Origin of the sequence: Ventrimonas faecis, from assembly GCF_040096075.1 — a bacterium.
GTDB lineage: Bacteria > Bacillota > Clostridia > Lachnospirales > Lachnospiraceae > Brotaphodocola > Brotaphodocola faecis.
Genome location: NZ_JBBMFJ010000021.1, coordinates 1 through 18,214, shown reverse-complemented (window position 1 = coordinate 18,214; position 18,214 = coordinate 1). Strand labels below are relative to the sequence as shown.

The following is an 18,214-nucleotide window of genomic DNA, read 5'->3' as shown; positions in this document are numbered from 1 at the left end:
TGGCAAATTTTGAAGAGAAATACAGGCTAAAACTGACATTTGTCCTTTCTTGTTTATGGAAAATGTGATATAAAAATATTATAGTAGAGATAAAACCGGGGAAATGAACAAAATGAGCGAAGTGGAAGATGTAATCAGCAGGCTGACTGCAAAGCAGCAAAATTATTTGAACAGCTACTTTACCTATGTACCGGAAAGCTTAAAGAGCAGCATCCAGGTGGTGCGGATGCCGGCGGGAACCACGTTTATCCAGGAGGGAGAACCGGTAGACAAGGTGTTTATCCTGTTAAAGGGAAGTGTGTCCGCGGTAGATTACCGGGTGCGGGAAACCGTGTATGGCTTCTGCCATTTTGAGCCCATTGAGATATTCGGAACCATGGAAATTCTGGGCTATATGAGCCATTACAAAACCACACTGGCTACCACCCAGGACAGCCTGTTTTTAAAGATACCGGGAGATGTCTGCAGAAAATGGATTTTGAACGATGTGTCTGTCCTGCGTCTGGAAACACAGCGGATCATTGGTTATCTGCTGGAACAGTCCAGAAAAGAGCGGCTTTATGTCATGCTCCCTGGCAATGAACGGGTTTATCTCATTCTTACAAATTTATATGAAACCTATGGAAAACGCGATACCTACAGCGTGTATTTAAGCCGGAAAGATTTCTCTGAGGCTACAGGCGTATCTGAGCGGACCATCACCAGGGCGTTAAAGGAACTGGAGGAAAAGGGCCTGATCTCAAGAGAAGGATGGAATATCGTGATGACATGGGAACAGTACCGGAAAATCAGAAAACTGGTAAGAGTTCAGATCAACGAAACGGGGGAATGACAAATGAAGTATTCAGAAAATCCGGATAAACAGTATCATATTCAGGTAGGAAAGGGCGAGGTAGGGCGTTATGTGATTCTTCCGGGAGACCCGAAGCGCTGTGCCAAGATTGCGGCCTATTTTGATGATGCGAAGCTGGTGGCAGACAGCCGGGAGTATGTAACTTACACCGGTTATCTGGACGGTGTGAAGGTCAGTGTAACTTCTACCGGTATCGGCGGCCCGTCGGCCTCCATCGCTATGGAAGAACTGGTGAAATGCGGTGCCGACACCTTTATCCGTGTGGGCACCTGCGGCGGTATGCAGCTGGATGTCAAGAGCGCCGATGTAGTCGTGGCCAGCGGTGCCATCCGCATGGAAGGAACCAGCAGGGAATATGCACCGATCGAGTTCCCGGCCGTGGCAGACATTGATATTGTCAATGCGCTGCGGATTTCCGCAAAGGAACTTGGCCAGACCTGCCATGTGGGTGTGGTGCAGTGCAAGGACGCGTTTTACGGCCAGCATTCCCCGGAGACCATGCCGGTGAGCTACGAGCTTTTAAACAAGTGGGAGGCCTGGAAACGCCTGGGATGCCTGGCTTCTGAGATGGAGTCCGCAGCATTATTTATTGTAGCCAGCACCCTGCATGTGCGCTGCGGTTCCGTATTCTTAGTTATGGCAAACCAGGAGCGGGAAAAACAGGGCCTGTCCAATCCGGTGGCACACGATACGGATATGGCTATCCGTGTGGCAGTGGAGGCCATTCGGAAGCTGATCAAAGAAGATAACGAATAATATTCGCATACATCATAGAGGAGGAAGTTGTTATTATGCGTGACATTTCTATGGAAAGGGTCAACGAAACAAGAAAAAATATTCTGGAAATCATTGAGAGTGCAACTCTGACCCATGAGCAGAAGCTGACCTGTCTTGCAAACCAGGCAGATTCTCTCATGGAAGTGCTGGATCTTCCGGAAGGTCTGGATGAACTGTTAAATGTGCCGATCGACCGCAAGTGCATCTGCGATCTGTCTGAAGGCCATGCGCCGATGCGTCCGCGTTATATCATCCCGGACTACGCAAAGTTTTTAAAAGAGGGAAGCAAATTCCTCCAGCTGGACCCGCCAACCGATCTGTACGAAGCATTAAACAGCCTGATGATCTTTTACAAGCATGTACCGAGTGTTACCAACTATCCGGTCTATGTGGGCCAGTTAGATGAACTGTTAGAGCCGTACATCGACACGGTAGATGAGGCACAGGCAAAGAAGATGCTGAAGCTGTTCCTCACCCAGATGGACCGTACCATTCTGGATTCTTTCTCCCACGCAAACATCGGGCCGCGTGATACCAAGGCAGGACGTCTGCTTTTAGAGGCTGAGAAAGAGCTGGAGAACGCTGTTCCGAACTTAAGCTTCAAGTACGATGAAGACATCACTCCGGATGATTTCGCGCTGAAAGCCATCGACTGCGCAATGCACAGCGCAAAGCCGAGCTTCGCAAACCACAAGATGTTCAAGAGCGAGCTGGGTGAGAATTACGTGATCGCAAGCTGCTACAACGGCCTTTTACTTGGCGGCGGCGCTTACACCCTGTGTCGTCTGGTGCTGGGCAACATCGCGAAGCGCGCGAAGAACATTCAGGACTTTAAGGAGCGTGAGCTTCCGTATGTTCTGGACATCATGGCACGCTACATGGATGCGAGAATCAAATTTGAGGTGGAAGAGAGCGGATTCTTTGAGAACAACTTCCTGGCCAAAGAGGGCTTTATCCACAGAGACCGCTTCTCCAGTATGTATGGTCTGGTAGGCCTGGCAGACTGCGTTAACATCCTCTTTGAGAAGGAGGGAATTCAGGGACGCTTCGGCCACGATGAAAATGCCAACAACCTGGGCGTTGAGATCATGGAGATCATCAAGGAGTTTAACTTAAACCACAAGAACAAATACTGTGAGGGAACCGGTGGACACTTCCTGCTTCACGCGCAGGTGGGTCTGGCGGAAGACGAGAATGTAACTCCGGGTACCAGAATCCCGATCGGTGAGGAGCCGGACGAGCTCATCGACCAGCTGAATGTATTAAAGAAATTCCACAAATATTTTACCTCCGGTACCGGTGATATCTTCCCGATCGACATGACCGTACACAGAAATCCGGAGTATGTGCTGGATATCATCAAAGGCTCCTTTAAGATGGATCTGCGTTACCTGTCCTTCTACTCCAGCGACAGCGACGTGATCCGTGTAACCGGTTATCTGGTAAAGCGTTCTGAGCTGGAGAAACTGGCAGGCGGCGAGGCTGTGCTTCAGGATACTACCGCACTGGGACTTGGCGCTGCAAGAAACGGCCACATTCTGGAAAGAAAGGTGCGCTAAATGAAAGCAGTGGTAAACCGGATCATTCCATTCAGCAGTGTGGATGGTCCGGGAAACCGGACGGCCATCTTTTTGCAGGGCTGTAACATTGACTGCAAATACTGTCACAATCCGGAGACCAGAAAGCTGTGCGTGCAGTGCGGCGTCTGTGTGAAGCAGTGTCCGGTGGGTGCGCTGTCTGTGGGAGAGGATGGAAAAGTAGTGTTTGAGCCATCCAAATGCGTGCAGTGTGATACCTGCATTCATGTCTGTCCCCATGACAGTTCCCCGCGTACCTGCGAGATGACGCCGGAGGAAGTGTATGCCCGCGTGAAAAAGCAGATCCCGTTTATCCGGGGCATCAGCGTTTCCGGCGGCGAGTGCATGCTCTGGCCGGAATTTCTGACAGAACTGTTCCGCCTGGCCAGAAAAGACAGTCTGGGCACGCTGATTGACAGCAACGGCATGATTCCGTTTGAGCAGTATCCGGAACTCATGGAAGTGTCGGACGGTGTTATGCTGGACATCAAGGCCTTTGAGGCATCGGAGCATGTAAAGGTAGCAGGTGTTACCAATGAGATGGTGCTGAAAAACGCGGATTATCTGGCAAGAACCGGAAAGCTTTATGAGGTGCGGGCCGTCATTGTGCCGGATCTTTACGACACCGAAAAAAGCATCCGGGAGATGGGAGATTTCCTGGCGCCGTATCTGGAATACGGAGATATCTGGATTAAGATCATTGCCTATCGTCCGATGGGCGTGCGGGAGCAGTATTCCCATTTCCAGGTGCCGGGCCAGAAGTACCTGGCATATCTGGCAGATATATTGAGGGAAAAAGGTTTCCAGAATATCATTCTGATCTAAATAAAAGAAAATACAGGAGGGACCAAGCCGTGGCAAGAATAAGCCATATGGATGAGAGTAAAGTTGTAATCCAGATGAAAGACATCGTCAAGAAATTTGGCGACTTTACCGCGAATGACCATATCAACCTGACGGTGCACAAAGGAGAGGTGCACGCAATCTTAGGTGAGAACGGAGCCGGAAAGAGTACCATGATGAACGTACTCTGCGGACTGTACAAACCGACCAGCGGACAGATCTTTATCAATGAGAAAGAGGTTCATTTTAACAGCCCGAAGGATGCCATTGATATCGGAATCGGTATGGTACACCAGCATTTCATGCTGATTCAGCCCTTTACGGTAACCGAGAACATCATTCTGGGCATGGAGCCGGTCAAGGGTCTGAGCGTGGACAAGGAAACTGCGAAGAAAAAGGTCATGGAGCTGTCTGAGCGCTACGGCATGAAGGTAGATCCGGACGCAAAGGTAGAGGATATCTCCGTTGGCATGCAGCAGCGTGTGGAGATCCTGAAGGTGCTGTACCGCGGCGCGGAGACCCTGATCCTGGACGAGCCGACCGCATCCCTGACTCCGCAGGAGATCGAGGGCCTGATGGAGATTATCTCCAACCTGACCGCAGATGGCAAGAGTGTCATCCTCATTACCCACAAGTTAAAAGAGATCACCGCATCTTCCGATAACTGCACCATCATCCGCCAGGGTAAATACATCCAGACCGTCAAAGTGGCCGATGTCGATGAAAACGCGCTGGCAGCCATGATGGTAGGCCGTGATGTTAACTTTAAGGTAGACAAGAAAGACCAGGAAGCCGGCGAGGTGGTTCTGCATGTGGAGGATCTGCATGCAAAGGATTACCGCGGCGTTGAGATCTTAAAGGGCTTCCACCTGGATGTCAGAAAGGGCGAGATCGTAGGTCTGGCCGGTGTCGATGGAAACGGACAGACTGAGCTGGTGGAGATTCTGACGGGTCTTCGAAAGGCAGAATCCGGCACCATCACCATGCTGGGTAAAGATGTCTTCAACAAGACTCCGAAGGAGACCTTTGACAACGGCATTTCCAGTATTCCGGCTGACCGTCAGAAGCACGGATTGATTCTGGAATTTTCCAACGAGGACAACCTGATCCTGCAGCACTTTGAGGAAGCACCGTATTCAAAACACGGCATTCTGGACCGGAAGGCCATCAAAGAGCACACGCTGGATCTGATCGAAAAATTCGATGTGCGCCCGCGCGGCTGCGCAGAGGCTCCGTCCGGAACTCTGTCCGGCGGTAACCAGCAGAAGGTCATCATTGCCCGCGAGGTAACCAATGACAAGGATCTGCTGATCGCGGTAAACCCAACCCGTGGACTGGATGTCGGCGCAATTGAGTTCGTACACAAGTACCTGGTAGAGCAGCGCAATAAGAACCGTGCGGTACTGCTGGTTTCTTTCGAGCTGGACGAGATCATGAGCCTGTCTGACCGCATTGAGGTTATCTTTGACGGCCAGATCACAGGAAGCGTACCGGGCAGGAACGCAGATGAGAAGGAACTCGGATTTATGATGGCAGGAGGAAAGAAGACAAATGAATAAGAAGAAAAGTATTCTCGAAAACAATGTACTCTACACCATCATTGCGATCGTCATTGGTTTTTTGGTAGGAGCCATCTTCTTAACCATCGCGGGCATCAGCCCGGCTGTGGCTTACGGAAAGCTCTTCAGCAGTATTTTCAGCAAACCGAAGTATCTGGTATGGACCCTGGTTTACGCAGCTCCGCTGATCTTTACCGGTCTTAGTGTAGCGTTCTCCTTCCGTACCGGTTTGTTTAACATTGGTGCAGAGGGCCAGTTCGTTATCGGCGGCCTGGTAGCATGTATCCTGGGTGTTACGTTAAAGCTTCCGGCTGGAATCCACGCGCTGGTATGCCTGGTGGCTGCAGCGGCAGCAGGCTGCATCTGGTCCCTGATCGTAGGTGTCCTGAAAGTAAAGCGCGGCATCCATGAGGTGCTGTCCTTCATCATGTTCAACTGGATTGCCTTCTACTTATCCAACTATACGGTAAACCTGCCGTTCCTCCATCGTGATAAGACCGAGGCTACCCAGGATATCGCGGCTTCCGCAAGACTGCTTCTTCCGGAGGGCATGCGCAACGCCCTTGGCTGCAGCAGCGCGCACTGGGGCTTTGTACTGGCAGTGATCGCGGCTATCGTGATCTGGATCATCATCGAGAAGACTACTCTGGGTTATAAGTTAAAAGCAGTAGGCTTCAACAGCAGTGCCGCAGAGTACGGCGGCATCGATGCCAATAAGTCCATCCTGACTGCACTTGGCATTTCCGGCCTGTTATCCGGTCTTGGCGGAGCAGTCCAGGTTCTGGGTATGTCCGGACGTTTAAGCCAGTTTGCGGGACAGGAAGGTTTTGGTTTCGAAGGCATTACCGTTGCCCTGATCGGTTCCTCTAACCCGATCGGCTGTATTTTCTCCGGCCTGTTCTACGGTGCCATGAAGTACGGCGGATCCAAGCTGAGTATTGTAAAAGCACCGTCTGAGGTAGTCGATATCATCATGGGATGCGTAGTTCTCCTGATCGCGATTGCCCATGTGTTTAAGTATTTTGTCCTAAAGACAGCAAAGAAGAAGGAGGCAAAGTAAGATGAATGAATTAATAAAAGACCTTGGTCTTCTGATCAATGCGACCCTGATCGCAACGCCGCCGCTTCTTCTTGCGGCTCTTGGCTCCTGCTTCTCCGAGCGAAGCGGAGTTGTCAACATCGGTATTGAGGGCATGATGACCATTGGCGCCTTCACCGGAGCAGTTATGGGACTGACCACCGGAAACGGCTGGATCGCGTTCCTTTGTGCCGGTCTGGCAGGTGCCCTGTTTGGACTCATCCATGCTTACGCATGTATTTCCTGCCATGCGGACCAGACCATTGCCGGTACGGCTATCAATTTCCTTGGACCTGGCCTGGCACTGTTCCTCTGCAAGGCCATGTACAACAACTCATCCGATACCCCGGCCATGGATCCGAGCTGCAAGCTGCCGAAGCTGTTTGAGGGCGTGTTCTCGACCGGTTCCTTCTGGAACAATGTTCTGAACGTATACGCGGTTGCTTATCTTGTATTTGTACTGGCATTTGTCTGCTGGTTTGTGTTCTACAAGACCAAATTCGGCGCTCACTTAAGAGCAGTTGGAGAGCATCCGGAGGCATGCGAGTCTCTGGGTATTGATGTTTACAAAGTGCGTTACACCTGTGTGATCCTGTCCGGCTTCCTGGCAGGCCTGGGCGGAGCCTTCGTAACCCTGGCAACCATCAACCAGTTCCGTCCGAGCGTTATCGTGGGCCAGGGCTTCATCGCGATCGCAGCGGTTATCTTCGGTAAGTTCTCGCCGGAGGGCGCAACCAAGGCATGCCTGCTCTTTGGCCTGTGCAGCGGTATCAAATCCCTGGCAGCCCAGAGCAATCTGGTATCCCCGAACCTGATCTCCATGATCCCGTACGTGGTAACCATTGTGGCCCTGGTTCTGTTTGTCGGCAAGGCACATACACCGGCCGCAAACGGCAAGATCTTTGTAAAATCCAAATAAAAATGTTCTTTTAAAACTGATTCAGGTCTGTCTCTGCGGCGTGTCCGTGGGTGCAGGCCTGAAAAAACTAAATCTTTATGGGGAAGAAAAGGAGAAGGAAAATTATGACAAATACACCAACTGCGCATAACAGTGCCAAAGCCGGCGATTTCGCCAAAACCGTACTGATGCCGGGAGATCCGCTGCGGGCAAAGTACATTGCGGAGACCTATCTGGAAAACCCGAGACAGGTGACCGCGGTCCGCAATATGTTCGGCTATACCGGAACCTACAAGGGAAAAGAGATTTCTGTTATGGGTGGCGGAATGGGAATGCCGTCCATCGGAATCTATTCCTATGAGCTTTTTAACTTCTACGATGTAGACCAGATCATCCGCATTGGTTCCGCAGGTGCCCTGCAGGATCACATGAAGCTGATGGATGTCGTGATTGGCATGGGTGCCTGCACCGATTCCAATTACGCATACCAGTACGGACTTCCGGGAACTTTTGCGCCGATTGCGGATTATGAGCTGTTAAACCGCGCGGTCGAGACCGCAAAACGCCAGGGAACCAACGTGGTCGTAGGCAATGTGCTTTCCTCCGATGTATTCTACAACGCCATGGGCAATGTCAACGATTTGTGGCGTGGCATGGGCGTTCTGGCTGTGGAGATGGAGGCGGCAGCGCTTTACATGAACGCGGCAAAGGCCGGAAAGAAGGCACTCTGCATGCTGACCATTTCCGATCATCTTTATACCAATGAGCACTTGAGCGCAGAGGACCGTCAGCTTGGCTTCCGTAAGATGATGGAGATCGCACTGGAACTGGCGTAATAACGCCGTTAAAGAAATGGATTCGAAGAATCCGACAGGATAAAACAGAAGGGAAATTCATACAATGAACGAGAAAAAAATTTTAAAACATGTGGACCATACACTGCTGACCCAGACCGCAACCTGGGCAGAAATCAAACAGATCTGCGATGACGCTGTGGCATACGGAACCGCTTCCGTCTGCATTCCGCCGTCCTATGTAAAACAGGCAAAGGAGTATGTGCAGGATAAGATGGCAGTCTGCACCGTTATCGGTTTCCCAAATGGTTATATGACCACAGCAGCCAAAGAGTTTGAGACCAAGGACGCTCTGGCCAACGGCGCGGATGAGATTGATATGGTCATCAACATCGGCTGGGCGAAAGACGGCAGGTTTGACTGCATTGAGGAGGAAATCCGCACCCTGAAAAAGGCATGCGGTTCCAAAATTCTGAAAGTTATCATTGAGACCTGTCTTTTAACCGATGAAGAGAAAATCCGCATGTGCGAGGTGGTAACGAAAGCAGGAGCAGATTACATCAAGACCTCCACCGGATTTTCCAAAGCAGGAGCAACCTTTGAGGATATCAAGCTGTTCTCCGAGCACATCGGACCGAATGTGAAGATGAAGGCAGCAGGCGGCATTTCTTCCCTGGCTGACGCAGAAAAGTTCCTCTCTCTGGGCGCTGACCGCCTGGGAACCAGCCGCATCATTAAGCTGGTGAAGCAGGAAGAGGCAACCGGATATTAATTGTGGATCTGTCACGGAAGTGATGCTGATCCACAGGGCAATAAAGGAGTTTAGGATTGATGAAGAAACTGGAAAAAGATCAGATTGAAGCGCTGATCGGTAAGGCCATCAGCATGATGGATTATTCCTATGTGCCGTATTCCCACTTTCATGTGGGAGCGGCGCTGTTAGCTAAAAACGGAACCGTTTACGGCGGCTGCAACATCGAAAACGCAGGTTATACCCCAAGCAACTGCGCGGAGCGCACCGCGTTCTTTCAGGCAGTCAGTGAGGGCGTGCTGGAATTTGATGCCATCTGCGTGGTGGGCGGCATGAACAAGGAGTTAAAGGAGTACGCGGCTCCCTGCGGCGTGTGTCGTCAGGTCATGATGGAGTTCTGTAACCCGGAGGAGTTCCAGATCATTCTGGCAACATCGAAAGAGCAGTATGAGATCTTTACGCTCAAAGAACTGCTGCCGCTTGGTTTTGGGCCGAATAATCTCAAGTAAGGAGCATGACATGGAGAAGTTTAAACGTGTATTTGTAGTAGTCATGGATTCCCTTGGAGTGGGAGCCATGCCGGATTCTGCCAATTTCGGTGATATTGGCGTGAACACACTGGGACACATTTCGGAGTCTGTTGATACCTTTACCATTCCGAATCTTCAGAAGCTTGGAATGGCGAATCTGACCCCGCTCAAACAGGTGACTCCGGTGGAAAAGGCACTGGGCTATTATGGCAAGCTGCGTGAGAAGAGCCTTGGCAAAGACACCATGACCGGACACTGGGAGATGATGGGCCTGGAGGTGAAAAAGCCGTTTCAGACCTTCACCGAGCATGGATTCCCGCCGGAACTCATCAAAGAGCTGGAGAAGCGCACCGGACATAAAGTCATCGGAAACAAGAGTGCCAGCGGTACCGAGATTCTGGATGAGCTGGCAGAAGAGGAGATTGCCACCGGCCATATGATCGTGTATACCTCTGCGGATTCCGTTCTGCAGATCTGCGGCAACGAGGAGACCTTTGGCCTTGACGAGCTGTACCGCTGCTGTGAAATTGCCAGAGAGCTCACCATGAAGGACGAGTGGAAGGTTGGCCGTGTCATTGCCAGACCATATGTGGGCAAAAAGAAGGGCGAATTCAAGCGCACCAGCAACCGCCACGACTATGCGTTAAAGCCCTTCGGGCCGACTGCGCTGAATGCGTTAAAGGATGCAGGATATGATGTCATTTCCATCGGAAAGATCAATGATATCTTTGTAGGAGAGGGCATCACCGAGGCTTACAAGTCCAAGAGCTCCGTGCATGGCATGGAGCAGACCATCGACGTGGCAAAGAAAGACTTCCACGGTCTCTGCTTTGTGAACCTGGTCGACTTCGATGCCCTGTGGGGCCATCGGAGAAATCCGTCCGGCTACGCGCAGGAGATTGAGAAATTCGATGTGAATCTGGGCGTACTGCTCGACACTCTGCGGGAAGATGATCTTCTCATCATCACCGCGGACCACGGAAATGACCCGACCTACACCGGAACCGACCACACCCGCGAGCGTGTCCCGTTCCTTGCATACTCCAAGGCATTCAAGGAAAGCGGAGAGCTGCCGGAGACCGACACCTTCGCCATCATCGGAGCAACCATTGCCGATGATTTCGGCGTGAAGATGCCGGAGGGCACCATCGGATACTCCATTCTGGACCGTCTGAAATAAAAAATTTTAAAACAGCATGAAAAACTGCCATGTGTCCTTTTCATCCGCCTCCTTTTATGGTATAACCTACAACGGTCATTTTGAGACCGCAGAAAAGAGGATAATTGGAGGACAGAATGAAAAGAAGAATCACAGCTCTTATGATGGCAGCAGCAATGTGTATGTCTCTTGTGGCATGCGGTGGTTCCAACACCAGCACCACAGAAAATAATAATACCGCGGAGAGCGGATCCGCAGCAGCGAAGGACGCATCCGATTTAAAAATCGGCCTGGTTACCGATGTGGGCGGTGTTAACGATGGTTCTTTCAACCAGACTGCATGGGAAGGCATGGAGCGCGCAGGCAAGGATTTCGGCGTGACCGTAAACTACCTGGAGTCCAGCACGGACGCAGACTATGCTCCGAACCTGGAGACCTTCGCAGATGAGGAATACGACATGATCATCAGCATCGGTTACATGCTGGCAGACGCAACCAGAAACGCTGCAGAGCAGAACCCGGATATCAAGTTTGCCATCGTAGATGACGCGACCATTGACCTTCCGAACGTGACCTGTCTGATGTTCCGCGCAGAGCAAGCATCTTACCTGGCTGGCTATGTAGCCGGTAAGACCACCAAGACCAATAACATTGGTTACGTGGCAGGTATGGCGAATGAGACCATGAACCAGTTCGGCTACGGTTACTGTGCAGGTGCCCTGGACGCAAAACCGGATGTGAAGATTCAGCAGTTTAACGCAAACTCCTTTGGTGATGCGGCAACCGGAAAGACCATGGCAAATACCGCTATTACTAACGGTGCGGATGTGATCTTCCACGCAGCAGCAGCAACCGGTCTTGGAGTGATCGAGGCCTGCCACGAGGCTGGTGTTTACGCAATCGGCGTAGACAGTGACCAGTCCGGCATCTCCCCGGACACCGTTCTGACTTCCGCAATGAAGCGTGTGGATAACGCTGTATATGATGCCATTGAGTCCCTGGTAAACGGTACTCTGGAGAGCAGCGTACACACCTACGATCTGGCAGAGGGCGGTGTCGATATTGCGCCGAGCAAGGATCTGATCGCAGATGATGTCGTAGCAGAGGTTGAGGAAGTAAAACAGAAAATCATTGATGGCGAGATCGAAGTACCGGCCGACAAGGAGTCCTTTGAGGCGAAGTACGGCGATGTTTACGAGCTGGATTAATTGAATTAGGGGTTTCCAACCCGGTAGAAATGTAGTATAATCGAATCTGATTATACTACATTTTTTGTTTCCAGGCGCGCTTTGTGGTCGGGAACAGGGAAACGTATACAGGAGGAAAAAATGTTAGATTTGAAGTTTGTCCGCGAGAATCCGGACATCGTAAAGAAGAATATCGAGAACAAGTTCCAGTTTGAGAAGCTTCCGCTGGTTGACGAGGTCATCGAGCTGGACGCGAAGAACCGTGCAGCTAAGGCAGAGGCTGACAACCTTCGTGCATCCCGCAACAAGCTGTCCAAGCAGATTGGCCAGTTAATGGGACAGGGTAAGAAGGACGAGGCAGAAGAGGTCAAGGCTCAGGTAGCAGCAAACGCAGCACGCCTGGCAGAGCTGGAGGCTCAGGAGACCGAGCTGGAAGCAAAGGTATTAAAGATCATGATGACCATTCCGAACATCATCGATCCGAGCGTACCGATCGGTAAAGACGACAGCCAGAACGTAGAAATCGAGAAATTCGGCGATCCGTTCGTACCGGATTTTGAGATTCCGTACCATACCGATATCATGAAGACCTTCGACGGCATCGACTTAGACGCAGCAGGCAAAGTAGCAGGAAACGGCTTCTACTACCTGATGGGCGATATCGCAAGACTTCATTCCGCAGTCATTTCTTACGCGCGTGATTTCATGATCGACCGCGGTTTCACCTACTGCATTCCGCCGTTCATGATCCGCAGCAACGTCGTAACCGGCGTTATGTCCTTTGCAGAGATGGACGCTATGATGTACAAGATCGAGGGTGAGGACCTGTACCTGATCGGTACCAGTGAGCATTCCATGATCGGTAAATTCATCGACACCATCACTCCGGAGAACGAGCTTCCGAAGACCTTGACCAGCTATTCTCCGTGCTTCCGTAAGGAGAAAGGCGCTCACGGCATCGAGGAGCGTGGCGTATACCGTATCCACCAGTTCGAGAAGCAGGAGATGATCGTTGTCTGCAAGCCGGAAGAGTCCAAGATCTGGTACGACAAATTATGGCAGAACACCGTAGATCTGTTCCGTTCCATGGACATCCCGGTTCGTACCCTGGAGTGCTGCTCAGGTGACCTGGCAGACTTAAAGGTAAAATCCTGCGACGTAGAGGCATGGTCTCCGCGTCAGAAGAAGTACTTTGAGGTAGGTTCCTGCTCCAACTTAGGAGACGCACAGGCACGCCGCTTAAAGATCCGTGTAGACGGACCGGACGGAAAGTACTTCGCTCATACCTTAAACAATACCGTAGTTGCTCCGCCGCGTATGCTGATCGCATTCCTGGAGAACAACCTGCAGGCAGACGGCACTGTCAAGATCCCGAAAGTGCTGCAGCCGTATATGGGCGGTATGGAAGTTATGGTACCGAAGCACAAATAGGAAGAAAAATGTTGAAACAGAAGTAACTGCCAGAGGCATTTGCAGACTGTAGGACGATGGCAGAAGGCCGCCGCACCTTGTATGTGTGGCGGCTTTCTGTATATCAGAATGAAACGAGTGAGGTACAAAAGAATATGTCACTGGAAAAAGCAAAGGCATATCTGGAAAGCAAGGGTTTTCTGGATCATGTCATCGAACTGAGAGATTCAACTGCCACCGTTCAGAAGGCTGCTGCGGCACTGGGCGTGGAGCCTGCCATGATTGCAAAGACCATGTCCTTTCTGCAGGGAGAGAAAACCGTACTGATCCTGACTGAGGGAACGGCAAAAGTAGATAACCGGAAGTATAAAGATACCTTTCATGTGAAGGCAAAAATGATCCCGTTTGATGAGGTAGAACAGTACGTAGGCCATGCGCCGGGCGGTGTATGCCCGTTTGGCATCAACGAAGGAGTGGAGGTGTATCTGGACGAAAGCCTGAGGCAGTTCGAGGTGGTTTACCCGGCAGCAGGCAATGACCACAGCGCTGTGAAGCTGACGATTCCAGAACTGGAGAAGGCAGCCGGGGCGAAAGGCTGGGTGGATGTGTGTAAGGAGCCGGAAGAATCATGACGGGATTGGGAACCATCATAAACAGTGTCAGCATTATAGCCGGTGGCCTGGTGGGGCATTTCACGAGCAGGCTGTTTCGTGCAGAGCAGCAGGAGGCGTTAAATAAAGCCTGCGGCGTCAGCGTGTTATTCATCGGAATTGCCGGGGCCATGGAGGGAATGCTTTCGATTGATGGCGGGACAATCAGCAGTGGAAAATCCATGCTGGTGGTGCTTTGCCTGGCAATTGGAACCGTCATTGGAGAACTGATTGGAATTGAGCATGGGTTTGAAAGTTTTGGAGAATGGCTGAAGCAGAAAACCGGAAACAGCAAAGACGCAGAGTTTGTCAATGCCTTTGTGACTGCTTCTCTGACCGTATCCATTGGAGCTATGGCCATTGTTGGCTCGATCCAGGACGGACTGCTGCATGATTATTCTACGCTGGCGGTTAAATCTGTTCTGGACTTTATTATCATTGCAGTGATGACATCATCTATGGGACGCGGCTGTGCATTTTCTGCCATTCCCGTGTTTGTGTTTGAAGGAAGTATCACGCTGTTAGCTGGGTTACTGTCACCGGTTATGACAGAACTGGCTCTGGCCTATCTGTCCCTGGTTGGATCTTTGCTGATCTTCTGCATTGGAGTCAATCTGATCTGGGGAAAGAAAGTGAGTGTGGCAAATATGCTGCCATCTGTGGTATTGGCAGTTCTGGCGGCGTATCTTCCGTGGGGATTTTAAGGCTGTTTTTGCGTGATATGGAAACAGCGGTTTGTTAGAAAAAGGAGTATCAAGGAATGATTCAGAAACACTGTTATGAATGTGGTGCGGAGTTGATGGAAAAAGAGCTGGAGGGAGAAGGAATTGTGCCCTATTGTCCCCAGTGCCAACAGTACCGCTTTCCAATGTACAATGTGGCGGTCAGCATGATCGTGACGGATGAGGAAACTGGGAAAGTTCTTCTGATCCAGCAGTATGGAAAGCCAACGTACATTCTGGTGGCAGGCTATGTGAACCGGGGTGAGGCAGAAGAAGATGCTGTGGCGCGGGAAGTTCTGGAAGAAACGGGGCTTCACGTAACCCGCATGAAATTCAACCGCACCCGCTTTTTTGAACCATCCAACACGCTGATGTGCAATTTCACTGCCTATGTAGATAACGCAAAAGCACTGCATATCAATCAGGAAATCGACCGCTGCAAGTGGTTTTCACCGGAAGAGGCAAGAAAGAATATCCGGCCGAACAGTCTGGCGGCGTGGTTTTTAAATGCATATCTGGATGAGAAGCAATAATGGCAGAAGTGAAAAATAGGCAGTTTAAGGTGAGCTGAGATTCGAAGTATTCCGCTCATCATGCACCAGCGTATTGGCCTGCAGAATCTCATTGCCCACTGGGCTGGGACAGATTCGGAGCATCTGCAGATTGCGGCCACCTACAATGTAATTCACGGCAGTCCGGTCCCGTTTGTGCAGCAGGGAATGGGATATTTCCTCACAACCCGGGACTTGCTTGCCCCAGTGCTGGATCCAGATGTCTGCTTCCTGCCGTTAGATCCGCAGCTCCCAACGCATCTGGCACTGGTCTGGAAGAAACATGCAGTGTTCAGCCGGGCGGCGGAGCGGTTTTATGAGATGCTGAGGGAGACGGTGTAACAGGCGCAGGGATGATCCGCGCATAACATGGTAACAGTAAAAAATCTGGAGTTTATTTATGAAATCAATTTCAATTTATGCCATTACCAGAAAGCAGAATCTGGCGCAGCTTTCCAAAATGGAGCGTCAGCTGTCCAAACGGGAAAAACCGTTAAAAATGCGGGAGTGGGAAGTGGACAGTCTGAAAAAACTGGTGGAACAGCTGGAAGCACGGATGCAGGATGTATGCGGGCTGCGCTTTTTTTATTCGTTTCAGATTCCGCGGCTGGGAAAGGAATTTGACCTTCTTCAGATAAAAGAAGACCAGATCATCAACATTGAACTGAAAAGCGGAGCAGTGTCGGAGGAGGCCATGCGCAGGCAGCTGATCCAGAACCGGTATTACCTGTCGGTGCTGGGGAGGCCAATCCGGTCTTACACCTATATCAGCAGTCAGAACCGTCTGGTGCGCCTGACGAACCATGATCATCTTGTGGATACAGACTGGGAGCAGCTGTGCAGTGACCTGCAGAATGAAAGTGAGGATTACAAGGGAGATGCAGAGACACTGTTTCAGGTAGAGCTGTTTCTGATTTCTCCATTGACAGAACCATCCCGATTTTTGAAAAAAGAATATTTTCTGACGGCCCAGCAGCGGGATATTGAGCGGCAGATTTTAAAGAAAATCCGTCTGGAAAGGACCGGTTACTATTGGTTTCGGGGGCTTCCTGGAACGGGAAAGACCCTGCTTCTTTACGATATGGCTATGAAGCTTTCTGCAAGGCAACAGGTCTGCATGATCCACTGCGGGGAGGCCGGGGAAAAATGGAAGGTTTTGCATGAGCGGCTGCGGCGGGTGAAATATCTGTCGGACAGTGAGATGATATCCGATCTCCTTACGGGATCGAGTGCTGTTTTTGTAGATGAAGCGCATCTGCTTTCTAAAGAAAAACTGGAATACATTCTGCAGCATTGCGGAAACCGCCCGGTCATTTTTTCTAGTGACAGTGAGGATATGATTTCGCCGGAAGAGATGGATTGTGGCACAGCGCATGCCCTGGAACAGATTCCCGGAATTCAGAGTTTCCGGCTGACGAACCGGATCCGGACCAATGCGGAATTATCTTCCTTTATCCAGAACATGATACATCTCCCGGAGCGAAAGGCAGGACGGCATTTTCCGCATGTCACGGTGCTTTATGCCAATGATGACCGGGAGGAAGAATTACTTTTAAAAGATGCCCAGCATCGGAGGTATGAAGTGCTTTCGAGGGAAAAAGGATCGGCAGTTTCTGCAGATTGTCTTGCAATGGTACTGGATCAGCGGTATTTTTATGATAAGCAGGGATATCTGTGTTCGAAAGACTGGTCGGTGCGGAGACTGTTCCATCAGTTAAACGGAGCAAAGGAAGAGCTGATGCTGGTGGTAAAGCAGAATGAGCCAGTCTATGCAGCGCTGCTGGATCTGCTGTAAACACTGGGAGAGTATGTTGAATTTTTGGTAACTGTTCAGTAGGTCTGCGCATTCACTGCGCTGACCGTATGAAAACATGGGCTTGCAGGCAAAAATCCCATTGCCGAAGGCAATTTTCAATGGATTTTTGCCCGTAACTGTGAGAGTACTGAACAGTTACAATTTTTGCATGTAACTGCAGGTGCAGTTTATCAGTTGCTGGAAATTTTAGGAAGGGTGGAATGAAACAGGATGACAGGTTACAGAAAAATCGATATGACCACCTGGCCGCGCAGGGAACATTATCGATATTATACAGAAAAATTAAAAATTGAGTGCAACATGACGGTACCCATTGATGTGAAAAAACTGCTGGATTTTTGTCATGAAAGCGGTCAAAAATTTTATCCATCCCTCATTTATCTGGTGACAAAAGTATTAAATCAGATGGAGAATTTTCGCATGTTTAAAGATGCGGAAGGAAATTTGTGCGTGTGGGATCAGGTCGTTCCTAACTACACGATTTTTCATGAGGATGATAAGACTTTTTCTGACTGTTGGACGGAGTATTCTGATGATTTTGAGGTCTTTTACCGGGAAATCACGAAGGATATGGAAGAAGGGCAGAAGAAAAAAGGCATCAAGGCCAAAGCAGGTCAGCCAGCTAATTTTTACTGCATTTCCTGTGTGCCATGGGCCGCATTTACAGCATTTGGCAGCAGAACCTTAGGTAGCACAGAACCTGCGTATTTTCCAATCATTACCATGGGAAAATACGAAAAATCCGGGGAAAAGATTCTGATGCCGGTAAATATGATGATCGCGCACGCGGTAGCGGATGGCTATCATGCGGGAATGTTCTTTCAGAAGCTTCAGGAAGCAATTGACGAAGGAGGTTTTATCCGAACATGATACCAGTTTATCTTCAGGGTCTGTCGTTGGGACTTGCTTATGTGGCGCCAATTGGGATGCAGAACCTGTTGGACGGTGATCATTCTTTATGGAATCAAACTTCTGTGCAATCTGGTAACTGTTCAGTAGGTCTGCGCATTCACTGCGCTGACCGTATGAAAACATGGGCTTGCAGGCAAAAATCCCATT

The 18,214-nt window shown here is 50.4% G+C and carries 20 protein-coding genes; all 20 read left to right on the top strand.

What is annotated here, in order from left to right; genetic code table 11:
* The first annotated feature begins 112 nt into the window (after positions 1–112).
* Positions 113–832 (top strand): Crp/Fnr family transcriptional regulator, encoded by a 720-nt coding sequence (locus WMO41_RS10480; protein ID WP_349229704.1) that lies wholly within the window; start codon positions 113–115, stop codon positions 830–832.
* 3 nt (positions 833–835) lie between these two features.
* Entirely contained in the window at positions 836–1,609 is a 774-nt protein-coding gene (gene udp / locus WMO41_RS10475; protein ID WP_349229703.1) for a uridine phosphorylase, read from the top strand.
* Positions 1,610–1,644: 35 nt separating this feature from the next.
* The gene (locus tag WMO41_RS10470; protein WP_494338449.1) at positions 1,645–3,189 is read left to right on the top strand and encodes a YjjI family glycine radical enzyme; all 1,545 of its coding nucleotides are present in this window, start codon (positions 1,645–1,647) and stop codon (positions 3,187–3,189) included.
* Positions 3,190–4,032: a YjjW family glycine radical enzyme activase gene (locus WMO41_RS10465; RefSeq protein ID WP_349229702.1), complete on the top strand. Its 843-nt coding sequence runs from the start codon at positions 3,190–3,192 to the stop codon at positions 4,030–4,032. It begins immediately after the preceding gene.
* Positions 4,033–4,079: 47 nt separating this feature from the next.
* Positions 4,080–5,609, top strand: a complete 1,530-nt coding sequence (locus WMO41_RS10460) for an ABC transporter ATP-binding protein (RefSeq protein ID WP_435436197.1) — start codon at positions 4,080–4,082, stop codon at positions 5,607–5,609.
* On the top strand, positions 5,602–6,669 hold the full coding sequence (locus tag WMO41_RS10455) for an ABC transporter permease (RefSeq protein ID WP_349229700.1): 1,068 nt from the start codon (positions 5,602–5,604) through the stop codon (positions 6,667–6,669). The genes WMO41_RS10460 and WMO41_RS10455 overlap by 8 nt, the downstream gene beginning before the upstream one ends.
* 1 nt (position 6,670) lies before the next feature.
* Entirely contained in the window at positions 6,671–7,606 is a 936-nt protein-coding gene (locus tag WMO41_RS10450) for an ABC transporter permease (protein ID WP_349229699.1), read from the top strand.
* 104 nt (positions 7,607–7,710) lie between these two features.
* Entirely contained in the window at positions 7,711–8,421 is a 711-nt protein-coding gene (deoD, locus tag WMO41_RS10445; protein WP_349229698.1) for a purine-nucleoside phosphorylase, read from the top strand.
* A gap of 64 nt (positions 8,422–8,485) precedes the next feature.
* Entirely contained in the window at positions 8,486–9,151 is a 666-nt protein-coding gene (gene deoC / locus WMO41_RS10440; RefSeq protein WP_349229697.1) for a deoxyribose-phosphate aldolase, read from the top strand.
* A gap of 59 nt (positions 9,152–9,210) precedes the next feature.
* Positions 9,211–9,639, top strand: a complete 429-nt coding sequence (locus WMO41_RS10435) for a cytidine deaminase (RefSeq protein ID WP_349229696.1) — start codon at positions 9,211–9,213, stop codon at positions 9,637–9,639.
* A 10-nt stretch (positions 9,640–9,649) separates the two neighbouring features.
* Positions 9,650–10,840, top strand: coding sequence for a phosphopentomutase (locus WMO41_RS10430; protein WP_349229695.1), 1,191 nt, complete (start codon positions 9,650–9,652; stop codon positions 10,838–10,840).
* Between the two features lie 116 nt (positions 10,841–10,956).
* On the top strand, positions 10,957–12,027 hold the full coding sequence (locus WMO41_RS10425) for a BMP family lipoprotein (protein ID WP_349229694.1): 1,071 nt from the start codon (positions 10,957–10,959) through the stop codon (positions 12,025–12,027).
* Positions 12,028–12,147: 120 nt separating this feature from the next.
* On the top strand, positions 12,148–13,437 hold the full coding sequence (gene serS / locus WMO41_RS10420) for a serine--tRNA ligase (protein WP_349229693.1): 1,290 nt from the start codon (positions 12,148–12,150) through the stop codon (positions 13,435–13,437).
* A 134-nt stretch (positions 13,438–13,571) separates the two neighbouring features.
* Positions 13,572–14,048 carry a YbaK/EbsC family protein gene (locus WMO41_RS10415; protein WP_494338452.1) on the top strand — a complete coding sequence of 159 codons (477 nt, stop codon included), beginning with the start codon at positions 13,572–13,574 and terminating at the stop codon, positions 14,046–14,048.
* A complete protein-coding gene (locus WMO41_RS10410) occupies positions 14,045–14,770 on the top strand; it encodes a DUF554 domain-containing protein (RefSeq protein WP_349229691.1) in 726 nt (241 codons plus the stop codon). Before WMO41_RS10415 ends, WMO41_RS10410 begins: the two co-directional genes overlap by 4 nt.
* A gap of 56 nt (positions 14,771–14,826) precedes the next feature.
* Positions 14,827–15,321 carry an NAD(+) diphosphatase gene (locus tag WMO41_RS10405; RefSeq protein ID WP_349229690.1) on the top strand — a complete coding sequence of 165 codons (495 nt, stop codon included), beginning with the start codon at positions 14,827–14,829 and terminating at the stop codon, positions 15,319–15,321.
* A 60-nt stretch (positions 15,322–15,381) separates the two neighbouring features.
* Positions 15,382–15,681 carry a LysR substrate-binding domain-containing protein gene (locus WMO41_RS10400; protein WP_349229689.1) on the top strand — a complete coding sequence of 100 codons (300 nt, stop codon included), beginning with the start codon at positions 15,382–15,384 and terminating at the stop codon, positions 15,679–15,681.
* A gap of 58 nt (positions 15,682–15,739) precedes the next feature.
* Positions 15,740–17,134: a DNA/RNA helicase domain-containing protein gene (locus WMO41_RS10395; protein WP_349229688.1), complete on the top strand. Its 1,395-nt coding sequence runs from the start codon at positions 15,740–15,742 to the stop codon at positions 17,132–17,134.
* Positions 17,135–17,365: 231 nt separating this feature from the next.
* Complete coding sequence (locus tag WMO41_RS10390) at positions 17,366–18,025, top strand: CatA-like O-acetyltransferase (RefSeq protein ID WP_349229687.1); 660 nt, start codon at positions 17,366–17,368, stop codon at positions 18,023–18,025.
* Positions 18,022–18,214: hypothetical protein (locus WMO41_RS10385; protein WP_494338448.1), on the top strand; the 193-nt coding region annotated here is incomplete at its 3' end. The genes WMO41_RS10390 and WMO41_RS10385, both read left to right, overlap by 4 nt.